A 14,250-nucleotide genomic window follows, 5' to 3' on the forward strand; every position below is an offset into this window, starting at 1 on the left:
GTCAGCGCGGCCTGCGCAGCAGCAAGAAGAGGAAGGTGGGCACGCCCAGCAGCGCCGTGATCACGCCCACCGGCAGCTGCGCCGGCGCGATCACCGTGCGCGCCACCAGGTCGGCCGCCATCAGCAGCGCGCCGCCCAGCAGGGCCGACGCGGGCAGCAGCAGGCGCTGGTCGTTGCCCCACGCCAGCCGCACCAGGTGCGGCACCACCAGGCCGACGAAGCCGATCGAGCCGGCCGCGGTGATGGCCACCGCGATCGCCACCGAGGACAGCACGAATACCGCCATGCGCACCGCGCCCACGCGCACGCCGAGCGCCTGCGCCACGGTCTCGCCCATCAGCATGGCGTTGAGCGAGCGGGCCAGCGGCATGACCAGCAGCACCGCCAGCACCAGCGCGCCCAGCACGAGGCCATAGCTGGCGGTGCCGCCGAGATCGCCGGTGAGCCAGAACAGCATGCCGCGCAGGCGCGCCTCGGGCGCCACGCTCAGGATCAGCGTGATCAGCGCGCCCCAGCCAGCGGCCAGGATCACGCCGGTCAGCAACAGGCGCGAGCCCGCCTCGTGATGGCCGCCCTGTACCTGCGGATGCAACAGGTCGCGCCGCGCCAGCGTGGCCACCAGCACCATCGAGAACAGCGCGCCGCCGGCGGCGCCGGCCTGCACCGTCCACAGCGGCCACGTCATCAGCATGGCGCCCAGCGCGCCGGTGGCCGCGCCGCCGGACACGCCCAGCACATAGGGTTCGGCCAGCGGATTGCGCAGCAGCACCTGCATCAGGGCGCCGGTGAGAGCCAGCAGGCCGCCACAGGCGAAAGCCGCCGCCGCGCGCGGCAGGCGCAGCTCGCGCACGATGGCGCTGGCGGTATCGGTGCTGCCGCCGGCCAGCGCACCCCACACCTGGGCGCCGCTGAGCGACACGCTGCCCACTGCCAGCGACAGCAGGAACACCGCCACGCCGGCGGCGGCGAGCATCAGCCAGACGGCAAGCGCGCGCCGCATCTCAGGCCGCCGCCATCAGCGCTGGCGCCATCCCAGCGTGATAAAGCCGGCGCGCCCCTGCGTGTTGTACGGGTAGGCGAGCTGGTAGTTCTTGTCGAACAGGTTTTCCACACGGGCGGCGACGAACCATTGCTTGTCGATGTTGTAGCGGGCATTGAGGTTGACGATACCGTATCCGCCCAGGGTGCGCGAGCCGCTGTCCATGCGCGCCGACGAAATGATCCACTCCCCGCCGAAGCGGAAGTCACCGAACTGGCGGCCCACGTCGAACGCGGCATGGCGGCGCGCGCGGCGCAGCAGCTGCGTATTGCTTTGCTCGTCCACCGGGTTCTGGAACGTCACGCTGGCGCCGACATCGGTGCCCATCAGCCTGGCGCGCCACGAGGCTTCGATGCCCTGCACCTTGGCCTTGTTGATATTCTGCGCCAGGAACAGGCCGTTGGGCTGCAGCGCCGAAGTGATCAGGTTGTCGTAGCGGGTCTGGAACGCGGTCACGCGCAGCAGGCCGGCGCTGTCGGTACTGTACTGCGCGCCCAGCTCGACCGACTTGGCACGCTCGGGGTTGATGCCGGGCTGGCCAAAGTTGGGAAAATAGAGCTCGTTGAAGGTGGGCGCGCGGAATGCGTTGCTGGCATTGGCAATCAGCTTGAACGCATCGGTCAGGTTATAGCCGTAGCCCGCGAAGTAGCTGGCCTGGCTGCCGAAGTCCGAGTAGTGATCGTTGCGCACATTGAGCTGCAGCTGGTGCTTGCCCAGGCGGCCATCGTAGCCGCCAAACACCGAGGCGATATTGCGCACGGGCGCGGTGTAGGCGCTGGAATCCAGTTCCTGCTGCGCGTACTCGGCGCCGAACAGCAGCGTATGCGTGGGCGCCAGTGCGTACTCGTTCTGCCAGGTGTACTGGCGGTTGCGCGTATTGAAGCGGCTGTCGAACAGGCCGTTCTTGGTGGTGTTGCTGCGGTCCTCGCTCTGCGCCACCTTGAAATGCGTACTCCAGTCCCGGCCCAGCTTGCCGTTAACGAAACCCGATACCGTGTACAGCTCGCTGTTCATCCACCAGACGTCGGTGGGCTTTCCCGTGGTGCTGTCGTAGGACAGCTTGCTCTTTGAATAGTAGGCCGTCACTCCCGCATCCCAGTCGCTGGTGAAGCGGTGCTTGACCTGGCCCGATACGCTCTTGTTGTCGTACGGGTTGTCGTTGGGATTGGCCTTGGGCTGCTGCTGGGTGTTGACCGACGAGAAGCCGTCGGTCTTGATGGCCGAGCCGGTGATATTGAACGAGGTATCGCCGATCTGGCCGCCGTAGCCCGCCGTGCCCTGCCGCGTATTGTTGCTGCCATACTCGATCTGCGCATTGGCCGCCGGGGGCTGCCCGGCGCCGCTCTTGGTAAAGATCTGCACCACGCCGCCAATGGCGTCCGAGCCGTAGAGCGCCGACACATTGCCCCGCACCACTTCGATATGGTCGATCTGGTCGGGCAGAATATTGGCCAGCTGGGCCGTGCCGCTGCTGACCGAGGAAACGCGCACGCCGTCGATCAGGATCAGCGTCTGGTTGGAGTTGGCGCCGCGCATGAACAGGCTGGTGTTGGCGCCAAGGCCGCCGTTGGTGGCGAACTCCACGCCGGCCTGCGAGCGCAGCAGCGTGCGCAGGTCCAGCGCCTGCGAATTGACGATGTCCTGCTGCGTCACCACGGTGGTGTGCGGCAGCGCCTCGGTCAGCGACTGGGCCGTGCGGGTGGCGGTGACCACTACCGGCGTCAGCTGCGCGGCGGCAGGCTGCGCCGCGGGTTCCGGCACGGGCTCCGGGGCGGACTGGGCATGGACAAGGCCGGGCGCGCCGGCGGCGAGCAAGGCAAGCAGCGCGACGGGCAAAGGCCGTAGGACAAGTGCGTGGGTGGACTGGCGGGACGCCGGCAATGCCGGGCGGCTCGACCTGGAAGACGATGAGCGCATGATGCGAAGAGGGAGAGAGCAGCCTGGTCCGTTCCCCCGCGGACCGTCTGGCGATGAAGCGCGCCACTGCTCCTGCGGAAAGTGGCGCACTCTCGTTCAGGCCGGTATCCGGGCTGGCGACACTGGTCCGACCGCCTTCCCGGACCTTGCGGTTCAGTGGCAGATGGGCCGGCCCTGCGATTCTTGCGATCGCGGTCGCTTACCGTTGCGGGGGCAGCACAGGTTGGCACGCCTGCGCCCTGGCGGCGCAGGCTGGCTCCCTGTTTCCCGTTGAACTGCAACCCTGTAGTGAACAGAACTGCGAGCACCTGGAACGTGCGCGAGTGTAGGCAGTTTCAAGGCGAGCGTCAATGACGCCCGCCGGCATCCCCCAAGCCAGGCGCAAACGCGCGGAAGCGGGCAGAAAATGGCCGCCACGGCGCCCGTTGGGCGACGTTGCGTGCAACTTCGGCGCGCTGGCCCGGTCACACCGGGCTGCTTTCGCCATCCGCCCGATAGCGCTTGGGCTAGAATCCCAAAACCCGAGACCCTAGATATGACAGGCTCCATGCTCAACGAACTCGAACAACTCGCCGCCAAGATCGGACGCGTGCTGCACCACGCCGACACCCTTGCCGCCGAGAACCAGCGCCTGCGCGAGGAGATCGAACGCCTGCAGGCCGAAGCCAGCCAGCTGCGCGGCGATCGCGAGGCCATGGCAGCCGACCGCGAGCTGCTCAATATCAAGATCGAGGAAGCGCAGCTGCGCATCCAGTCGATCCTCGACAAACTCCCCACCGCCAGCGACGCCCGCCAGCTCGACCTGCTGGGCGACGGCGACTCGGCCGGCCACGCGGCCAGCGCCCATACCGCTGACAGCGCCCACACCAAGGCACCCGGAGAAAACGCATGAGCAACAAGCAAGTCGAAGTCAACATCGCCGGCCAGTCCTACCGCTTCGCCATCGCGCCCGACAACGAGGCCGCGCTGCTCGAGGCCGTCGCCCTGGTAGACGACCAGATGACCCGCCTCAAGGGCGGCGTTTCCGCCAAGGGCGTGGAACGTGTCGCCGTGATGGCCGCGATCAGCATCGCCTCGGACCTGCTATCGCTCAAGCGCAAGCAGCAGGAAGACGGCACCATCCCGGTGGACGCCGTGCGCGCGCGTATCCGCGAGCTCAACGAACGCGCCGACGAGGCCCTGCGCCAGTACGCCCACGTGGGCACCAACGCGCCGGTCTCGCGTGGCTGAACGCGGGTTCGGGTGCGCGCCCGCATGGCGCGGTGCCCCGCACGGCACAGGTATTGCGGCAGGAACGCCACGATGTGCCCGAGGTGCCGCGCGCGCCGGCAAAATGTAACGACGCGCCAAGACGGGCTTGGTATGAAAAGCCCAGAGGTGTATAGTGGAGCCAAGTCGCGCAAAGCCACATAGTCGCGACACCTTAGGTCGGGTTATCGCGCCTGACCGCCGTTTTCATCCCATCCAAGTTAGAAACGGCAAACGTCTGACAGCCTGCGGAAGTATCTGGTCCGGCAGCAAAAAAAGTCAGACGTTTGACAGTTTCCCTGCCTGGTTCGTCAGGATCATATTCCTTGAACCGATAAGCATTTGTTGGTGCGGGACAATGCCGTGTGGGCGAGCGCGTCGCTTGGTTCATAGTCTTCGGACTCCCTGATTCAGTGATGTACCCAAAATACGGCTTCCGCAGCCACTCTGAACCTCACTTGGGTTCAGGATGCCGATCCAGCGGCCGAGGCGGGGACCCCTACAAAGGGCGGTGGTTTCAGACCACCGCCCTTTTCTTTTTGCGTTTCCTTTTTGCGCTCTCCTTGCGCGCGGGCTCGCGATGCCGCCACGCGGCGGCATGCATTTGCGCAGGGAGCTCCGGCGCGCGCGAGAACTGCCGGCGTGCCTGGTTTTCCGCATGATTTTCCGCATCGTTTCCCGCATGGTTTTCTTTTGGCCGGGCTTGCTGCACCATAGCGCTGTCGCCAACGCCACTCCGCCGTGAGCCACAAGCCAATGAGCCGATCCTCGCAAGCCACTGCCGCCGACCGGGCCCGCCAGTACTGGCTGATGAAATCGGAACCGGACGAGGCCAGCATCGATACCCTTGCCGAACGCGGCGCCTTGCCCTGGACCGGTGTGCGCAACTACCAGGCGCGCAATTTCATGCGCGACGCCATGCGCATCGGCGACGGCGTGCTGTTCTATCACTCCTCCTGCCCGCAGCCCGGCATCGCCGGCCTGGCCGAGGTCAGCTCGCAGCCCTACCCCGACCCCACCCAGTTCGACCCCAAGAGCGATTACTACGATGCCGCCGCCAAAGCCGACGCGCCGCGCTGGATGCTGGTGGATGTGCGCTACGTCTCCAAGAGCGCGCTGATCTCGCTGGCCGACCTGCGCGCGCACGAGGAACTCGCGGACATGGCCGTGCTACGCCGCGGCAACCGCCTGTCCATCACGCCGGTGACGCCTGCCGAATGGCGCTTCATCACCACGCGGCTGATGGGTTGAGCCGCGCACAGCTACACGCACCCCCAGCCCCCGGCATCACCCGGGCCACTCAGGTCACTCAGGTCACACCCGCCACACCGGCCGCGCCCCGGCGCTTCGACGCCAGCAACACCAAAAACATCAATAACACCAACAAGGTCGAATCCGCTTCATGAGCTTCTCCCTGATTCCCGGGCTGCTGCTGCTCGGTGCCTTTACTGGCTTCTGCGCCGGCCTGCTCGGCGTCGGTGGCGGCATGCTGATGGTGCCTTTCCTCACGCTGCTGTTCACGTACATGGCCTTCCCGCACGAGGCCATCGTCCATATGGCGATCGCCACCTCGATGGCGACCATCCTGTTTACCTCGCTGTCCTCCGTGCGCGCCCACCACAAGCGCGGCATGGTGCGCTGGGGGCTGGTGCTCGCGCTGGCGCCAGGCATCCTGGTCGGCGGCATGATCGGCGGCGGCAAGGTCTTTGCCGCGCTCAAGACGAGCTGGCTGTCGCTGCTGTTCGCGCTGTTCGTCGGCTTTTCGGCGTGGCAGATGCTGCGCAACCGCAAGCCGGCGCCACACCGCCAGCTGCCCGGCACGCCGGGCATGCTCGGCGCTGGCGGCGTGATCGGCTTTCTCTCCAGCCTCGTGGGTGCCGGCGGCGGCTTTGTCTCGGTGCCGTTCATGACCTGGTGCAACGTTCCCATCCACAATGCGGTGGCCACGTCGGCCGCGCTCGGCTTCCCGATCGCGGTGGCAAGCGTGATCGGCTATGTGTGGAGCGGCCTGGGCCAGGCCGGGCTGCCGCCGGGCTCGCTCGGCTATATCTACCTGCCCGCGCTGGCGGTGATCGCAGTGGCCAGCGTGCTGACCGCGCCGCTGGGCGCGCGCACCGCGCACAGCCTGGACGGCGCAGCTCAAGAAGGTCTTCGCCGGCCTGCTGTTCTGCCTCTCGGCCTATATGTTCTGGAAGGCCTGGCACGCGTTCTAGCACGGCGCAGCGGCCCGGCGGATACATGCAGATACAACGTTGGCCCCGCGTAGCGGAACGATCACCTGCGCCACGCGTCTGATACGCATCGTCTGAACGGGAGAAACTACATGAAACAACTGCTTGCCGCCACGCTGCTCGGTACCGCCGCCATGGTCGCATCCGCCCAGGGCGGTGTCCCGACCCACGATCCGGCGCCGGCCGGCGTGCTGGCGCTGGCCGCCCAGGCCGCCACCGACGTGCCCACCGACGTGGTCCACCTGACCCTTGCCGCCGAGCAGGAAGGCGCCGAGCCGGGTGCGATCTCCTCGGCACTGTCGGCCAAGGCAAAGCAGGTGATCGAGCAGGCCAGGCGCACTTCCGGCGTCCAGGCCGAATCGGGCGGCTTCTCCATCAACCCGTCGACCGACCGCAACGGCCGTATCAGCACCTGGCGCGGGCGCGCCGAGGTGATCCTGCAATCGCGCGATTTCACCGCCGTGTCCAAGCTCGCCGGCCAGCTTTCCAGCCAGATGCAGGTGCAGAGCATCGCCTTCTCGCTCTCGCGCGAAGCACGCCAGGCAGCCGAGGCCAAGCTGACCGAGCAGGCCGTGGCCTCGTTCCGCGGCAAGGCCGACGCCACCACCAAGCTGTTCGGCTACAGCAGCTATTCGATCCGCGAAGTGCAGGTCGGCGATGTCGGCGCGGTGCAGCCGGTGCCACGCATGTATGCGGCCAAGGCCATGATGGCGGACTCGGCGCCGGTGCCGGTCGAAGGCGGCAAGGCGCAGGTCACGGTGACGGTAAACGGCTCGGTGCAGATGCTGAAGTAAGCCGTTCCACGATACGCGCGTAGTCTTCGGGCGTATCCATATCGGTAGTGAAGCGGTCGTGGCCGGCCTCGTGGACGAAGACTTCGTCCGGGTGGTCGGCGATCAGCTTGCGGCAACCCGGGTTCACGTGCCCCGCCACCACCTCGGCCGCATAGCTCGCAGAGAACGCCACCGGGTTGCCGCGCTGCCCCGCGTGCACCGGCACCACGATCGAGCCGCGCGGCATCGTCGCGAAGGCGCGTACCAGCTCCAGGTAATCGGCCGGCTCCAGCAATACCTGGTCGGCCAGGCACACCAGCACCACGCTGCATGGCATGCGCAGCGCGGCCACGCCGGCGGCCACCGATGTCATCTGTCCTTCTTCGTAGCGCGGATTCGGCTGGAAATCGACCGGCAGGCCAGCGAGCGCGCCGATGACCTCGCGGCCCTTGCATCCCGTCACCACCACGACCTCCAGCGGCCGCGCGGCCAGCACCGCGCGCACGGTGCGCCTGACTGCCGGCTCGCCGTCCAGCGGCAGCAGCAGCTTGTGTTGCCCACCCATGCGCGACGACGTGCCCGCGGCCAGTACCACCGCAGAGAAGGCGGGCAGCGCCACATCCGCATGCGCGCTCACGTCGTCTCCCGCACGCCCCGCGCCGCCGGCAGGTATTTCTCCGGTTCGCGCTCGAACTCCACCTTGCAGCCGTCGCAGCAGAAATACACGCGCTGCCCGCCATACTCGACCACATGCCGGGCCGATGCGATATCGACCGTCATGCCGCACACCGGGTTGATGTAGCGGGCCAGTGGCGGTACCGCCGACGCGCCCGGCCCGACCGGCGCCATCGATTCGCACGGCAACATCACCGGCGGCGCGTCCACGCTCGCCGCCGCGGCCCCGGCGCACTGTTCCTGTTCCAGCTGCCGGCGCAATGCCACCAGCCCCGCGACCGCGCCAAGCGCGATCTCCTGCGGCGTGCGTGCATGGATATGCGGGCCGGCCGGCGCATGCAGCGCGTCCAGCCGCTGCGGCGCGATGCCGCGCCGGCGCATGGCTTCGCGCAGGGTCTGCGCCTTGCGCTGGCTTGCCACCAGCAAGATGGCCGCGGCCGGGCTGCGCAGGGCCGCTTCCAGCGCGTCTTCGTCCGCATCGCCCTGGGTGGCCACCAGCACCAGCCGCGGCGCGAGCAAGGCGAAGGCTTCCTGGTCATAGCCGTCGATCACCCGGCTCAGGCCCAGCGCCGCCAGCGGCACGGTCACGCTCGCCGCGGCCGCCACGGCAAGCCCCATGCGCTGCGCCAGCACGCAGGCCTCCAGCGCGGTGGGCGTGGAGCCGAGTACCAGTACCACGGGCGGTGGCAGGGTCGGCTGGATGAATACGTCGAGCGTGCCGTTGCTCGCGCATGGCATGGCGTGCATCTCGATGCCGGCTTCGGCCGGGGCGGTCGCGTTGCTGATGCGCAGCAGCTTGGGCCCGCCGCTGCGGATCGTCTCGAGCGCGGCCTGGATCACGATCGCGCGCGAGCAGCCGCCGCCAACCCAGCCGTGCAGCGAGCCATCCTCCTCCACCAGCGCCTGCGCCCCCACCCAGGCCGAGGTAGGCGGCTGTGCGCGGATCACGGTGACGACCGCGAACGGACACGCGGCTTCGATCAGCCGCTGCTCGCGTTGCAGGAGCGCTTCGCAGTCGATAGCCTGCGCGGTGGCGTCTTTCGTCTCGTCTTTGCTAGCGTGGTTCATGGCGTGATCCATCATGGCGTGATCCATGGCGTCGTTCATTGCAGTACCGACAAGACCTGGGGCAGCACCTGCTGCAGGCTCGCCAGGTCGCGCGCGCCTGCCAGCAGGTCGACGTACGGCAGTGCCGCCGACATGCCGGCGCTCGCTGGCGTAAAGCCCGCCTGGCCAACCAGCGGGTTAAGCCAGACCAGCCTGCGGCAGCGCCGCCGCATCTTGTGCAAGGCCTCCTGCAGCAGCCCGGGCGGCCCCGCGTCGTAGCCGTCACTGACGATCACCACCGCCGTGCGCGAATGCAGCAGGGCCGCCCCGTGCCGGCGGTAGAACGCCTCGAGGCTTTCACCGATACGCGTGCCGCCGGCCCAGCCGGCCGACAACAGCGCCAGGCGCTCCTGCGAGCGCCATGGGTCGGGATCGCGCAGCGCCTGCCCCACGTTTTCCAGCGTGGTGTGGAAGATGAAGCAGTGCACGTCGGCCAGGCGCGCGCTCAGCACGCGCGCCAGGCGCAGGAAGAAAAAGCTGTACAGGCTCATCGAGCGGCTCACATCCAGCAGCAGCACGATGCGCGGCCGCTGCCGCCGGCGCTGCCGCCACGCCAGTTCCAGCGGCAGGCCGCCGCGCGACACGCTGCGCCGGATGGTGGTGGCCAGGTCGATGGTGCGGCCCGACATCGCGCTGCGTTCGCGGCGCGTCTGCAGGCCGCGCAGCCGCTGCGCGAAGCGCCGGATCGCGTCGTCGATGGCGAACAGCGCGTCGGGCTGGTTGAGATGGCGGAAATCCGCGTGCACCAGCGAGGCCTCCGCGCTGGCGCCGCGCGCCGCCGCGCTGCCCTCCGCCTGCGCCATGTCTGCGTCGGCACCGGCCGATGCCAGCGCGGTGCCTTCGCTGTCGTCGCCCAGGCCGGCCTCGCGCCGCGGCTCGATACGCCCGGCGCCGCCGGTCTGCGCCTGCACCAGCGCGCGGCGGTTGGGCCGCTGGAAGTAGGCATCGAACAGCGTGTCGAAGCGCCGCCACTCCTCGGCACGCGAGCACAGCAGCGCGCGCAGGCTCCAGCGCAGCAGCTCGCTGTCGAGCTGCCCCATGCGGCGCGCCACGTCCATGGCGGCGGCCATGTCCGGGCCGGCCACGCGGAAGCCATTGGCGCGCAGCCACCCCGCGAAGCCGGTGTAGCGCGACACCAGCCTATCGGCGAGGTCCTGCGGGAGCGCGCCCTGCGCGGCGCCGGGCAACGCGGTCAGCATGAGGCCGCCAGCTTCTCGACGACCGGGCGCGCCAGCCCGGCCAGGTCCGCGCGCGTCTTCACCAGCGCGGACAGCGAATCCATGATCCGCTCGGCGCCGTCGGCATCGAGCGCGCTCACGCCCAGGCGCAGCAGCGCAGAGGCCCAGTCCAGCGTCTCGGCCAGCCCGGGGCGCTTCTGCATGTCCATCTGGCGCACTGCCTGCACGAACTCGACGATCTGCCGCGCCAGCGCCTCCGGCACGTCCGGCACCTGCATGCGCACGATCATCAGTTCCTTGTCGAAGCTCGGATAGTCCACGTACTGGTAGAGGCAACGGCGGCGCAGCGCGTCCGATATCTCGCGCGTGCCGTTGGAGGTGAGCACCACGTAGGGCCGCTCGGTCGCGCGGATCACGCCCAGCTCCGGGATCGACATCTGGAAATCCGACAGCAGCTCCAGCAGGTAGGCCTCGAACGCTTCGTCGGTGCGGTCGATCTCGTCGATCAGCAGCACCGGCGCCGGCGTGGCGGTGATGGCCTCGAGCAGTGGGCGCTTGAGCAGATAGCGTTCGGAGAAAATGTCCTGCTCCTTGTCGGCCACGGAGCGCTGGTCATGCTCCAGCAGCTTGATCGCCAGCAGCTGGTGCTGGTAGTTCCACTCGTAGAGCGCCGAATGCGCGTCCAGCCCCTCGTAGCACTGCAGGCGGATCAGGCGCGTGTCGAGCAGCCGCGCCAGCGTCTTGGCCACCTCGGTCTTGCCAACCCCGGCTTCGCCCTCGAGCAGCAGCGGACGGCGCATCTCCATGGTCAGCAGCATGGTGGCGGCGAAGCTGCGCTCGGCGATATAGCCGTGCTGCGCCAGGCGCTGTTGCAGCGCGGCCACGTCAGGCATGCGGTCGACAGGCATGGCATCACCCCTGGCTCAGGCAGCCTTGCGCGAGAAGATCCCGCGCAACCAGTCGCGCAGCACCGCCCACGCCAGCGCCAGCCCGTTGAGTTCGGCGCGCGGCGGCGGCGGCGCCGCAGCAGCAGCGGCCAGTGGTGGCACCGGCGCGCGACTGGACACCGGCTGCGCGGCGTCGGCGTCGGCTTCGGCCGCGCCCCCCGCCACCTCCGGGGCCACCTGTGCCTGCCGCGCCTCCACCAGCGCAGCGAAGTTGGCCGCGAACTGCTTGAGGATCTGGTCGGCCACGGTGTTCATCATGCGCCCGCCGAAAGCGGCCGCCTTGCCGCTCATCGCCACCTCGCTCCTGCCTGCCAGCTCGCAGGCCGCGCCAGCGCCGGGCCGCACCGTCGCCAGCAGGTCCATCGACGCGCCGGAAGTCCCGGTCGAGTCCGCGCCCTTGCCCGCCAGGTGCAGGCTGCGCGCCGCCGGGTCCAGGCCCAGCACTTCGATATCGCCCTTGAACGACATCGTGGCCGGCCCGAGCCGCACGACGATGGTGCCCTTGTAGTGCGTGTCGTCCACGCGCCCGGTGATGGTGGCGCCCGGCATGCAGCCGGCCACCGCCTCGATGTCCTGCAGCGACTGCCAGGCGGCATCGGCCGTGGATGCCAGCGGGAAGACCTTTTCGAGCACGACTTTCATCTGCTTGTCCTCGCATGCGTGCGCGCCACGGCGCGCGTTGGCGGGCCGGGCTTCAGCGCTGCGCCAGGCCCAGCGCGCGGCATTGCTGCCAGACGCGGTAGGCGTTGTGGGGCATGTTCATGTGCGTGACCCCGAGGTGGGCGAAGGCGTCGACCATGGCCGAGGTAAAGCACGGGATCGAGCCGACGTGCGGCGATTCGGCCACGCCCTTGGCGCCGATCGGGTGATGCGGCGACGGCGTGACGGTGAAGTCGGTGTCCCAGTGCGGCGTCTCGAGCGAGGTCGGCACGAAGTAGTCCATCAGCGTGGCGCCGAGCAGGTTGCCGGCCTCGTCGTAGGGCATCTCCTGGCCCATCGCCACCGCGAAGCCTTCGGTCAGGCCGCCGTGGATCTGCCCTTCGATGATCATCGGGTTGATGCGCGTGCCGCAATCGTCCAGCGCATAGAAGCGGCGCACGCGCGTCTCGCCCGAATAGCGGTTGATGTCGAGCACGCACAGGTAGGCGCCGAACGGGAAGGTGAAGTTGGGCGGATCGTAGTAGTCCACCGCCTCCAGCCCCATCTCCATGCCTTCGGGCACATTGTTGTAGGCGGCCCAGGCCACCTCCTTCAGGGTCTTGAACTTGCCCGGCGAGCCCTTGAGGACGAAGCGGTCGAGGTCGAACTCCACATCGTCCGGGCCGGCCTCGAACAGGTGCGCGGCGATCAGCCGGGCCTTCTCGCGGATCTTGCGCGCCGCGCGCGCCACCGCCGCGCCGGCCACCGGCGTGGAACGCGAGCCATAGGTGCCGAGCCCGTAGGGCGCGGTGGACGTATCGCCCTCCTCCACCTGGATCACCGAGGCCGGGATGCCGGCCTCCGACGCGATGATCTGCGCATAGGTGGTCTGGTGGCCCTGCCCCTGCGTGATGGTGCCCATGCGGGCGATGGCCGAGCCGTCCGGATGCACGCGGATCTCGCAGGAATCGAACATGCCGATGCCGAGGATGTCGCAAGCCTTGGACGGCCCCGCGCCGACGACCTCGGTAAAGGTGCACACGCCGATGCCCATCAGCCACTCGGCCTTGGGATCCGCGCGGCGCGCGTCCTGCTCGGCGCGCAGCGCGGGATAGTCCACCGCGGCCAGCACCTTGCGCAGCGCGGGCTCGTAGTCGCCGGAGTCGTATTCGAGCCCGAGCGGCGTGAGATACGGGAACTGGTCCTTGCGGATGAAGTTGCGCAGCCGCAGCTCCGTCTTGTCCATGCCGAGCTTGAGCGCCAGCACATCGATCATGCGCTCGATCAGGTACACCGCCTCGGTCACGCGGAACGAGCAGCGATAGGCCACGCCGCCCGGAAACTTGTTGGTGTAGACGCCGTCGACCGAGACGAAGGCGTTGGGAATGGCGTACGAGCCGGTGCACACATGGAACATGCCGGCCGGCCACTTGGTCGGATCGGCGCAGGCGTCGAAGGCGCCGTGGTCGGCGACCACGTTCACGCGCAGCGCCTTGATGCGCCCGTCGCGGTCGGCGGCCAGTTCGCCCTTCATGTGATAGTCGCGCGCGAACGCCGTGCTGCTGAGGTTCTCGGCGCGCGACTCGATCCACTTCACCGGCCGGCCCAGCACGATCGACGCCACGATCGACACCACGTAACCGGGATACACGCCCACCTTGTTGCCGAAGCCGCCGCCGATGTCCGGCGAGACAATGCGGATCTTCGACTCGGGAATCGCCGACAGCATGCCCACCACCGTGCGCACCACGTGCGGCGCCTGCGAGGTGATGTACACCGTCAGGTCACCGCGCACCTTGTCGTAGGACGCCACGCAGCCGCAGGTCTCCAGCGGGCACGGATGCACGCGCGGATACACCATGTCCTGCGTCACCGTGACCTCGGCATTGTCGAAGGCGCGGTCGGTCTTGTCCTTGTCGCCGATCTTCCAGTTGAAGATATGGTTGGGATGCCGGCGCGCGCCATGCGCGCCCACCTGCTTGTCGCGAATGTCCTCGCGGATCACCGGCGCATCCGGCGCCAGGGCCTGGTGCGGGTCCACCAGCGCCGGCAGTTCCTCGTACTCCACCTCCACCAGCTCGGCGGCGTCGGCCGCCACGTAGCGGTCGTCGGCGACCACGAAGGCCACCTCCTGGTTCTGGAAGCAGACCTTCTCGTCGGCCAGCACCGCCTGCACGTCGCCGGCCAGCGTCGGCATCCAGTGCAGCTTGAGCGGCTTGAGGTCGTCGGCGGTCAGCACCGCGTGCACGCCGGGCAGCGCCAGCGCGCGCGACTTGTCGATCTTCTTCACGCGGGCGTGCGCGTAGGGGCTGCGCACCATCGCCCCGAACAGCATGCCCGGCATCTTGATGTCATCGACATAGGTGCCCTTGCCCTGCAGGAAGCGCGGGTCTTCGCGGCGCTTGCGCGAACAGCCCATGCCCTCCAGCGCGGCGAGGCGCTCGGCTTCGGCGGTCATCGTTCCCATGGTGCGTCTCCGTGCGTCTGCTTGAGCCT

The 14,250-nt window shown here is 68.6% G+C and carries 13 protein-coding genes, 1 other RNA gene, 1 pseudogene and 1 riboswitch; of the genes and pseudogenes, 6 read left to right on the forward strand and 9 right to left on the reverse strand.

All coding sequences use genetic code 11. The features are described 5' to 3' along the window. Window position 1: 1 nt before the first annotated feature. The gene (locus AC1DKV_RS26595) at window positions 2–1,000 is read right to left on the reverse strand and encodes a FecCD family ABC transporter permease (RefSeq protein WP_441623197.1); all 999 of its coding nucleotides are present in this window, start codon (window positions 998–1,000) and stop codon (window positions 2–4) included. A gap of 15 nt (window positions 1,001–1,015) precedes the next feature. Beyond that, a complete protein-coding gene (locus AC1DKV_RS26600) occupies window positions 1,016–2,956 on the reverse strand; it encodes a TonB-dependent receptor plug domain-containing protein (RefSeq protein WP_441623199.1) in 1,941 nt (646 codons plus the stop codon). A gap of 82 nt (window positions 2,957–3,038) precedes the next feature. Beyond that, window positions 3,039–3,284, reverse strand: a riboswitch (cobalamin riboswitch). A gap of 219 nt (window positions 3,285–3,503) precedes the next feature. Between AC1DKV_RS26600 and AC1DKV_RS26605 the strand changes: the two genes are divergently transcribed. From AC1DKV_RS26605 to ssrS, 3 genes are all read left to right on the forward strand, one after another. Further along, window positions 3,504–3,848, forward strand: a complete 345-nt coding sequence (locus tag AC1DKV_RS26605) for a hypothetical protein (protein WP_441623231.1) — start codon at window positions 3,504–3,506, stop codon at window positions 3,846–3,848. Then, a complete protein-coding gene (locus AC1DKV_RS26610) occupies window positions 3,845–4,186 on the forward strand; it encodes a cell division protein ZapA (RefSeq protein ID WP_441623201.1) in 342 nt (113 codons plus the stop codon). The genes AC1DKV_RS26605 and AC1DKV_RS26610 overlap by 4 nt, the downstream gene beginning before the upstream one ends. A gap of 311 nt (window positions 4,187–4,497) precedes the next feature. Beyond that, window positions 4,498–4,704: non-coding RNA, 6S RNA (ssrS, locus tag AC1DKV_RS26615), on the forward strand. Between the two features lie 17 nt (window positions 4,705–4,721). Here ssrS and AC1DKV_RS26620 read toward each other — a convergent pair. Continuing rightward, a complete protein-coding gene (locus AC1DKV_RS26620; protein WP_441623203.1) occupies window positions 4,722–4,919 on the reverse strand; it encodes a hypothetical protein in 198 nt (65 codons plus the stop codon). Between the two features lie 41 nt (window positions 4,920–4,960). Here AC1DKV_RS26620 and AC1DKV_RS26625 point away from each other — a divergent pair, with 41 nt between their 5' ends. The 3 genes and pseudogenes from AC1DKV_RS26625 to AC1DKV_RS26635 all read left to right on the forward strand — a co-directional run bounded on the left by AC1DKV_RS26625 (window position 4,961) and on the right by AC1DKV_RS26635 (window position 7,229). After that, complete coding sequence (locus AC1DKV_RS26625; RefSeq protein WP_441623205.1) at window positions 4,961–5,455, forward strand: EVE domain-containing protein; 495 nt, start codon at window positions 4,961–4,963, stop codon at window positions 5,453–5,455. A 151-nt stretch (window positions 5,456–5,606) separates the two neighbouring features. Continuing rightward, window positions 5,607–6,417, forward strand: a pseudogene (locus AC1DKV_RS26630) (sulfite exporter TauE/SafE family protein). Window positions 6,418–6,527: 110 nt separating this feature from the next. Next, window positions 6,528–7,229, forward strand: a complete 702-nt coding sequence (locus tag AC1DKV_RS26635) for an SIMPL domain-containing protein (RefSeq protein ID WP_441623207.1) — start codon at window positions 6,528–6,530, stop codon at window positions 7,227–7,229. Here AC1DKV_RS26635 and AC1DKV_RS26640 read toward each other — a convergent pair. From AC1DKV_RS26640 to AC1DKV_RS26665, 6 genes are read right to left on the reverse strand one after another with little or no spacing between them, the layout of a single operon-like run. Beyond that, window positions 7,189–7,845, reverse strand: coding sequence for a nucleotidyltransferase family protein (locus AC1DKV_RS26640; RefSeq protein ID WP_441623209.1), 657 nt, complete (start codon window positions 7,843–7,845; stop codon window positions 7,189–7,191). The two genes, AC1DKV_RS26635 and AC1DKV_RS26640, sit on opposite strands and share 41 nt — an antisense overlap. Next, the gene (locus AC1DKV_RS26645) at window positions 7,842–8,951 is read right to left on the reverse strand and encodes an XdhC family protein (protein ID WP_441623211.1); all 1,110 of its coding nucleotides are present in this window, start codon (window positions 8,949–8,951) and stop codon (window positions 7,842–7,844) included. The genes AC1DKV_RS26640 and AC1DKV_RS26645 overlap by 4 nt, the downstream gene beginning before the upstream one ends. 35 nt (window positions 8,952–8,986) lie before the next feature. Beyond that, a complete protein-coding gene (locus tag AC1DKV_RS26650) occupies window positions 8,987–10,189 on the reverse strand; it encodes a vWA domain-containing protein (protein ID WP_441623213.1) in 1,203 nt (400 codons plus the stop codon). Then, window positions 10,183–11,076 carry an AAA family ATPase gene (locus tag AC1DKV_RS26655; RefSeq protein ID WP_441623215.1) on the reverse strand — a complete coding sequence of 298 codons (894 nt, stop codon included), beginning with the start codon at window positions 11,074–11,076 and terminating at the stop codon, window positions 10,183–10,185. Before AC1DKV_RS26655 ends, AC1DKV_RS26650 begins: the two co-directional genes overlap by 7 nt. Window positions 11,077–11,091: 15 nt before the next feature. Then, window positions 11,092–11,757 (reverse strand): SRPBCC family protein, encoded by a 666-nt coding sequence (locus AC1DKV_RS26660; protein ID WP_441623217.1) that lies wholly within the window; start codon window positions 11,755–11,757, stop codon window positions 11,092–11,094. Between the two features lie 52 nt (window positions 11,758–11,809). Further along, window positions 11,810–14,221, reverse strand: coding sequence for an aerobic carbon-monoxide dehydrogenase large subunit (locus tag AC1DKV_RS26665; protein ID WP_441623219.1), 2,412 nt, complete (start codon window positions 14,219–14,221; stop codon window positions 11,810–11,812). Window positions 14,222–14,250: the final 29 nt, after the last annotated feature.

The organism is Cupriavidus sp. 05T41, assembly GCF_056396525.1.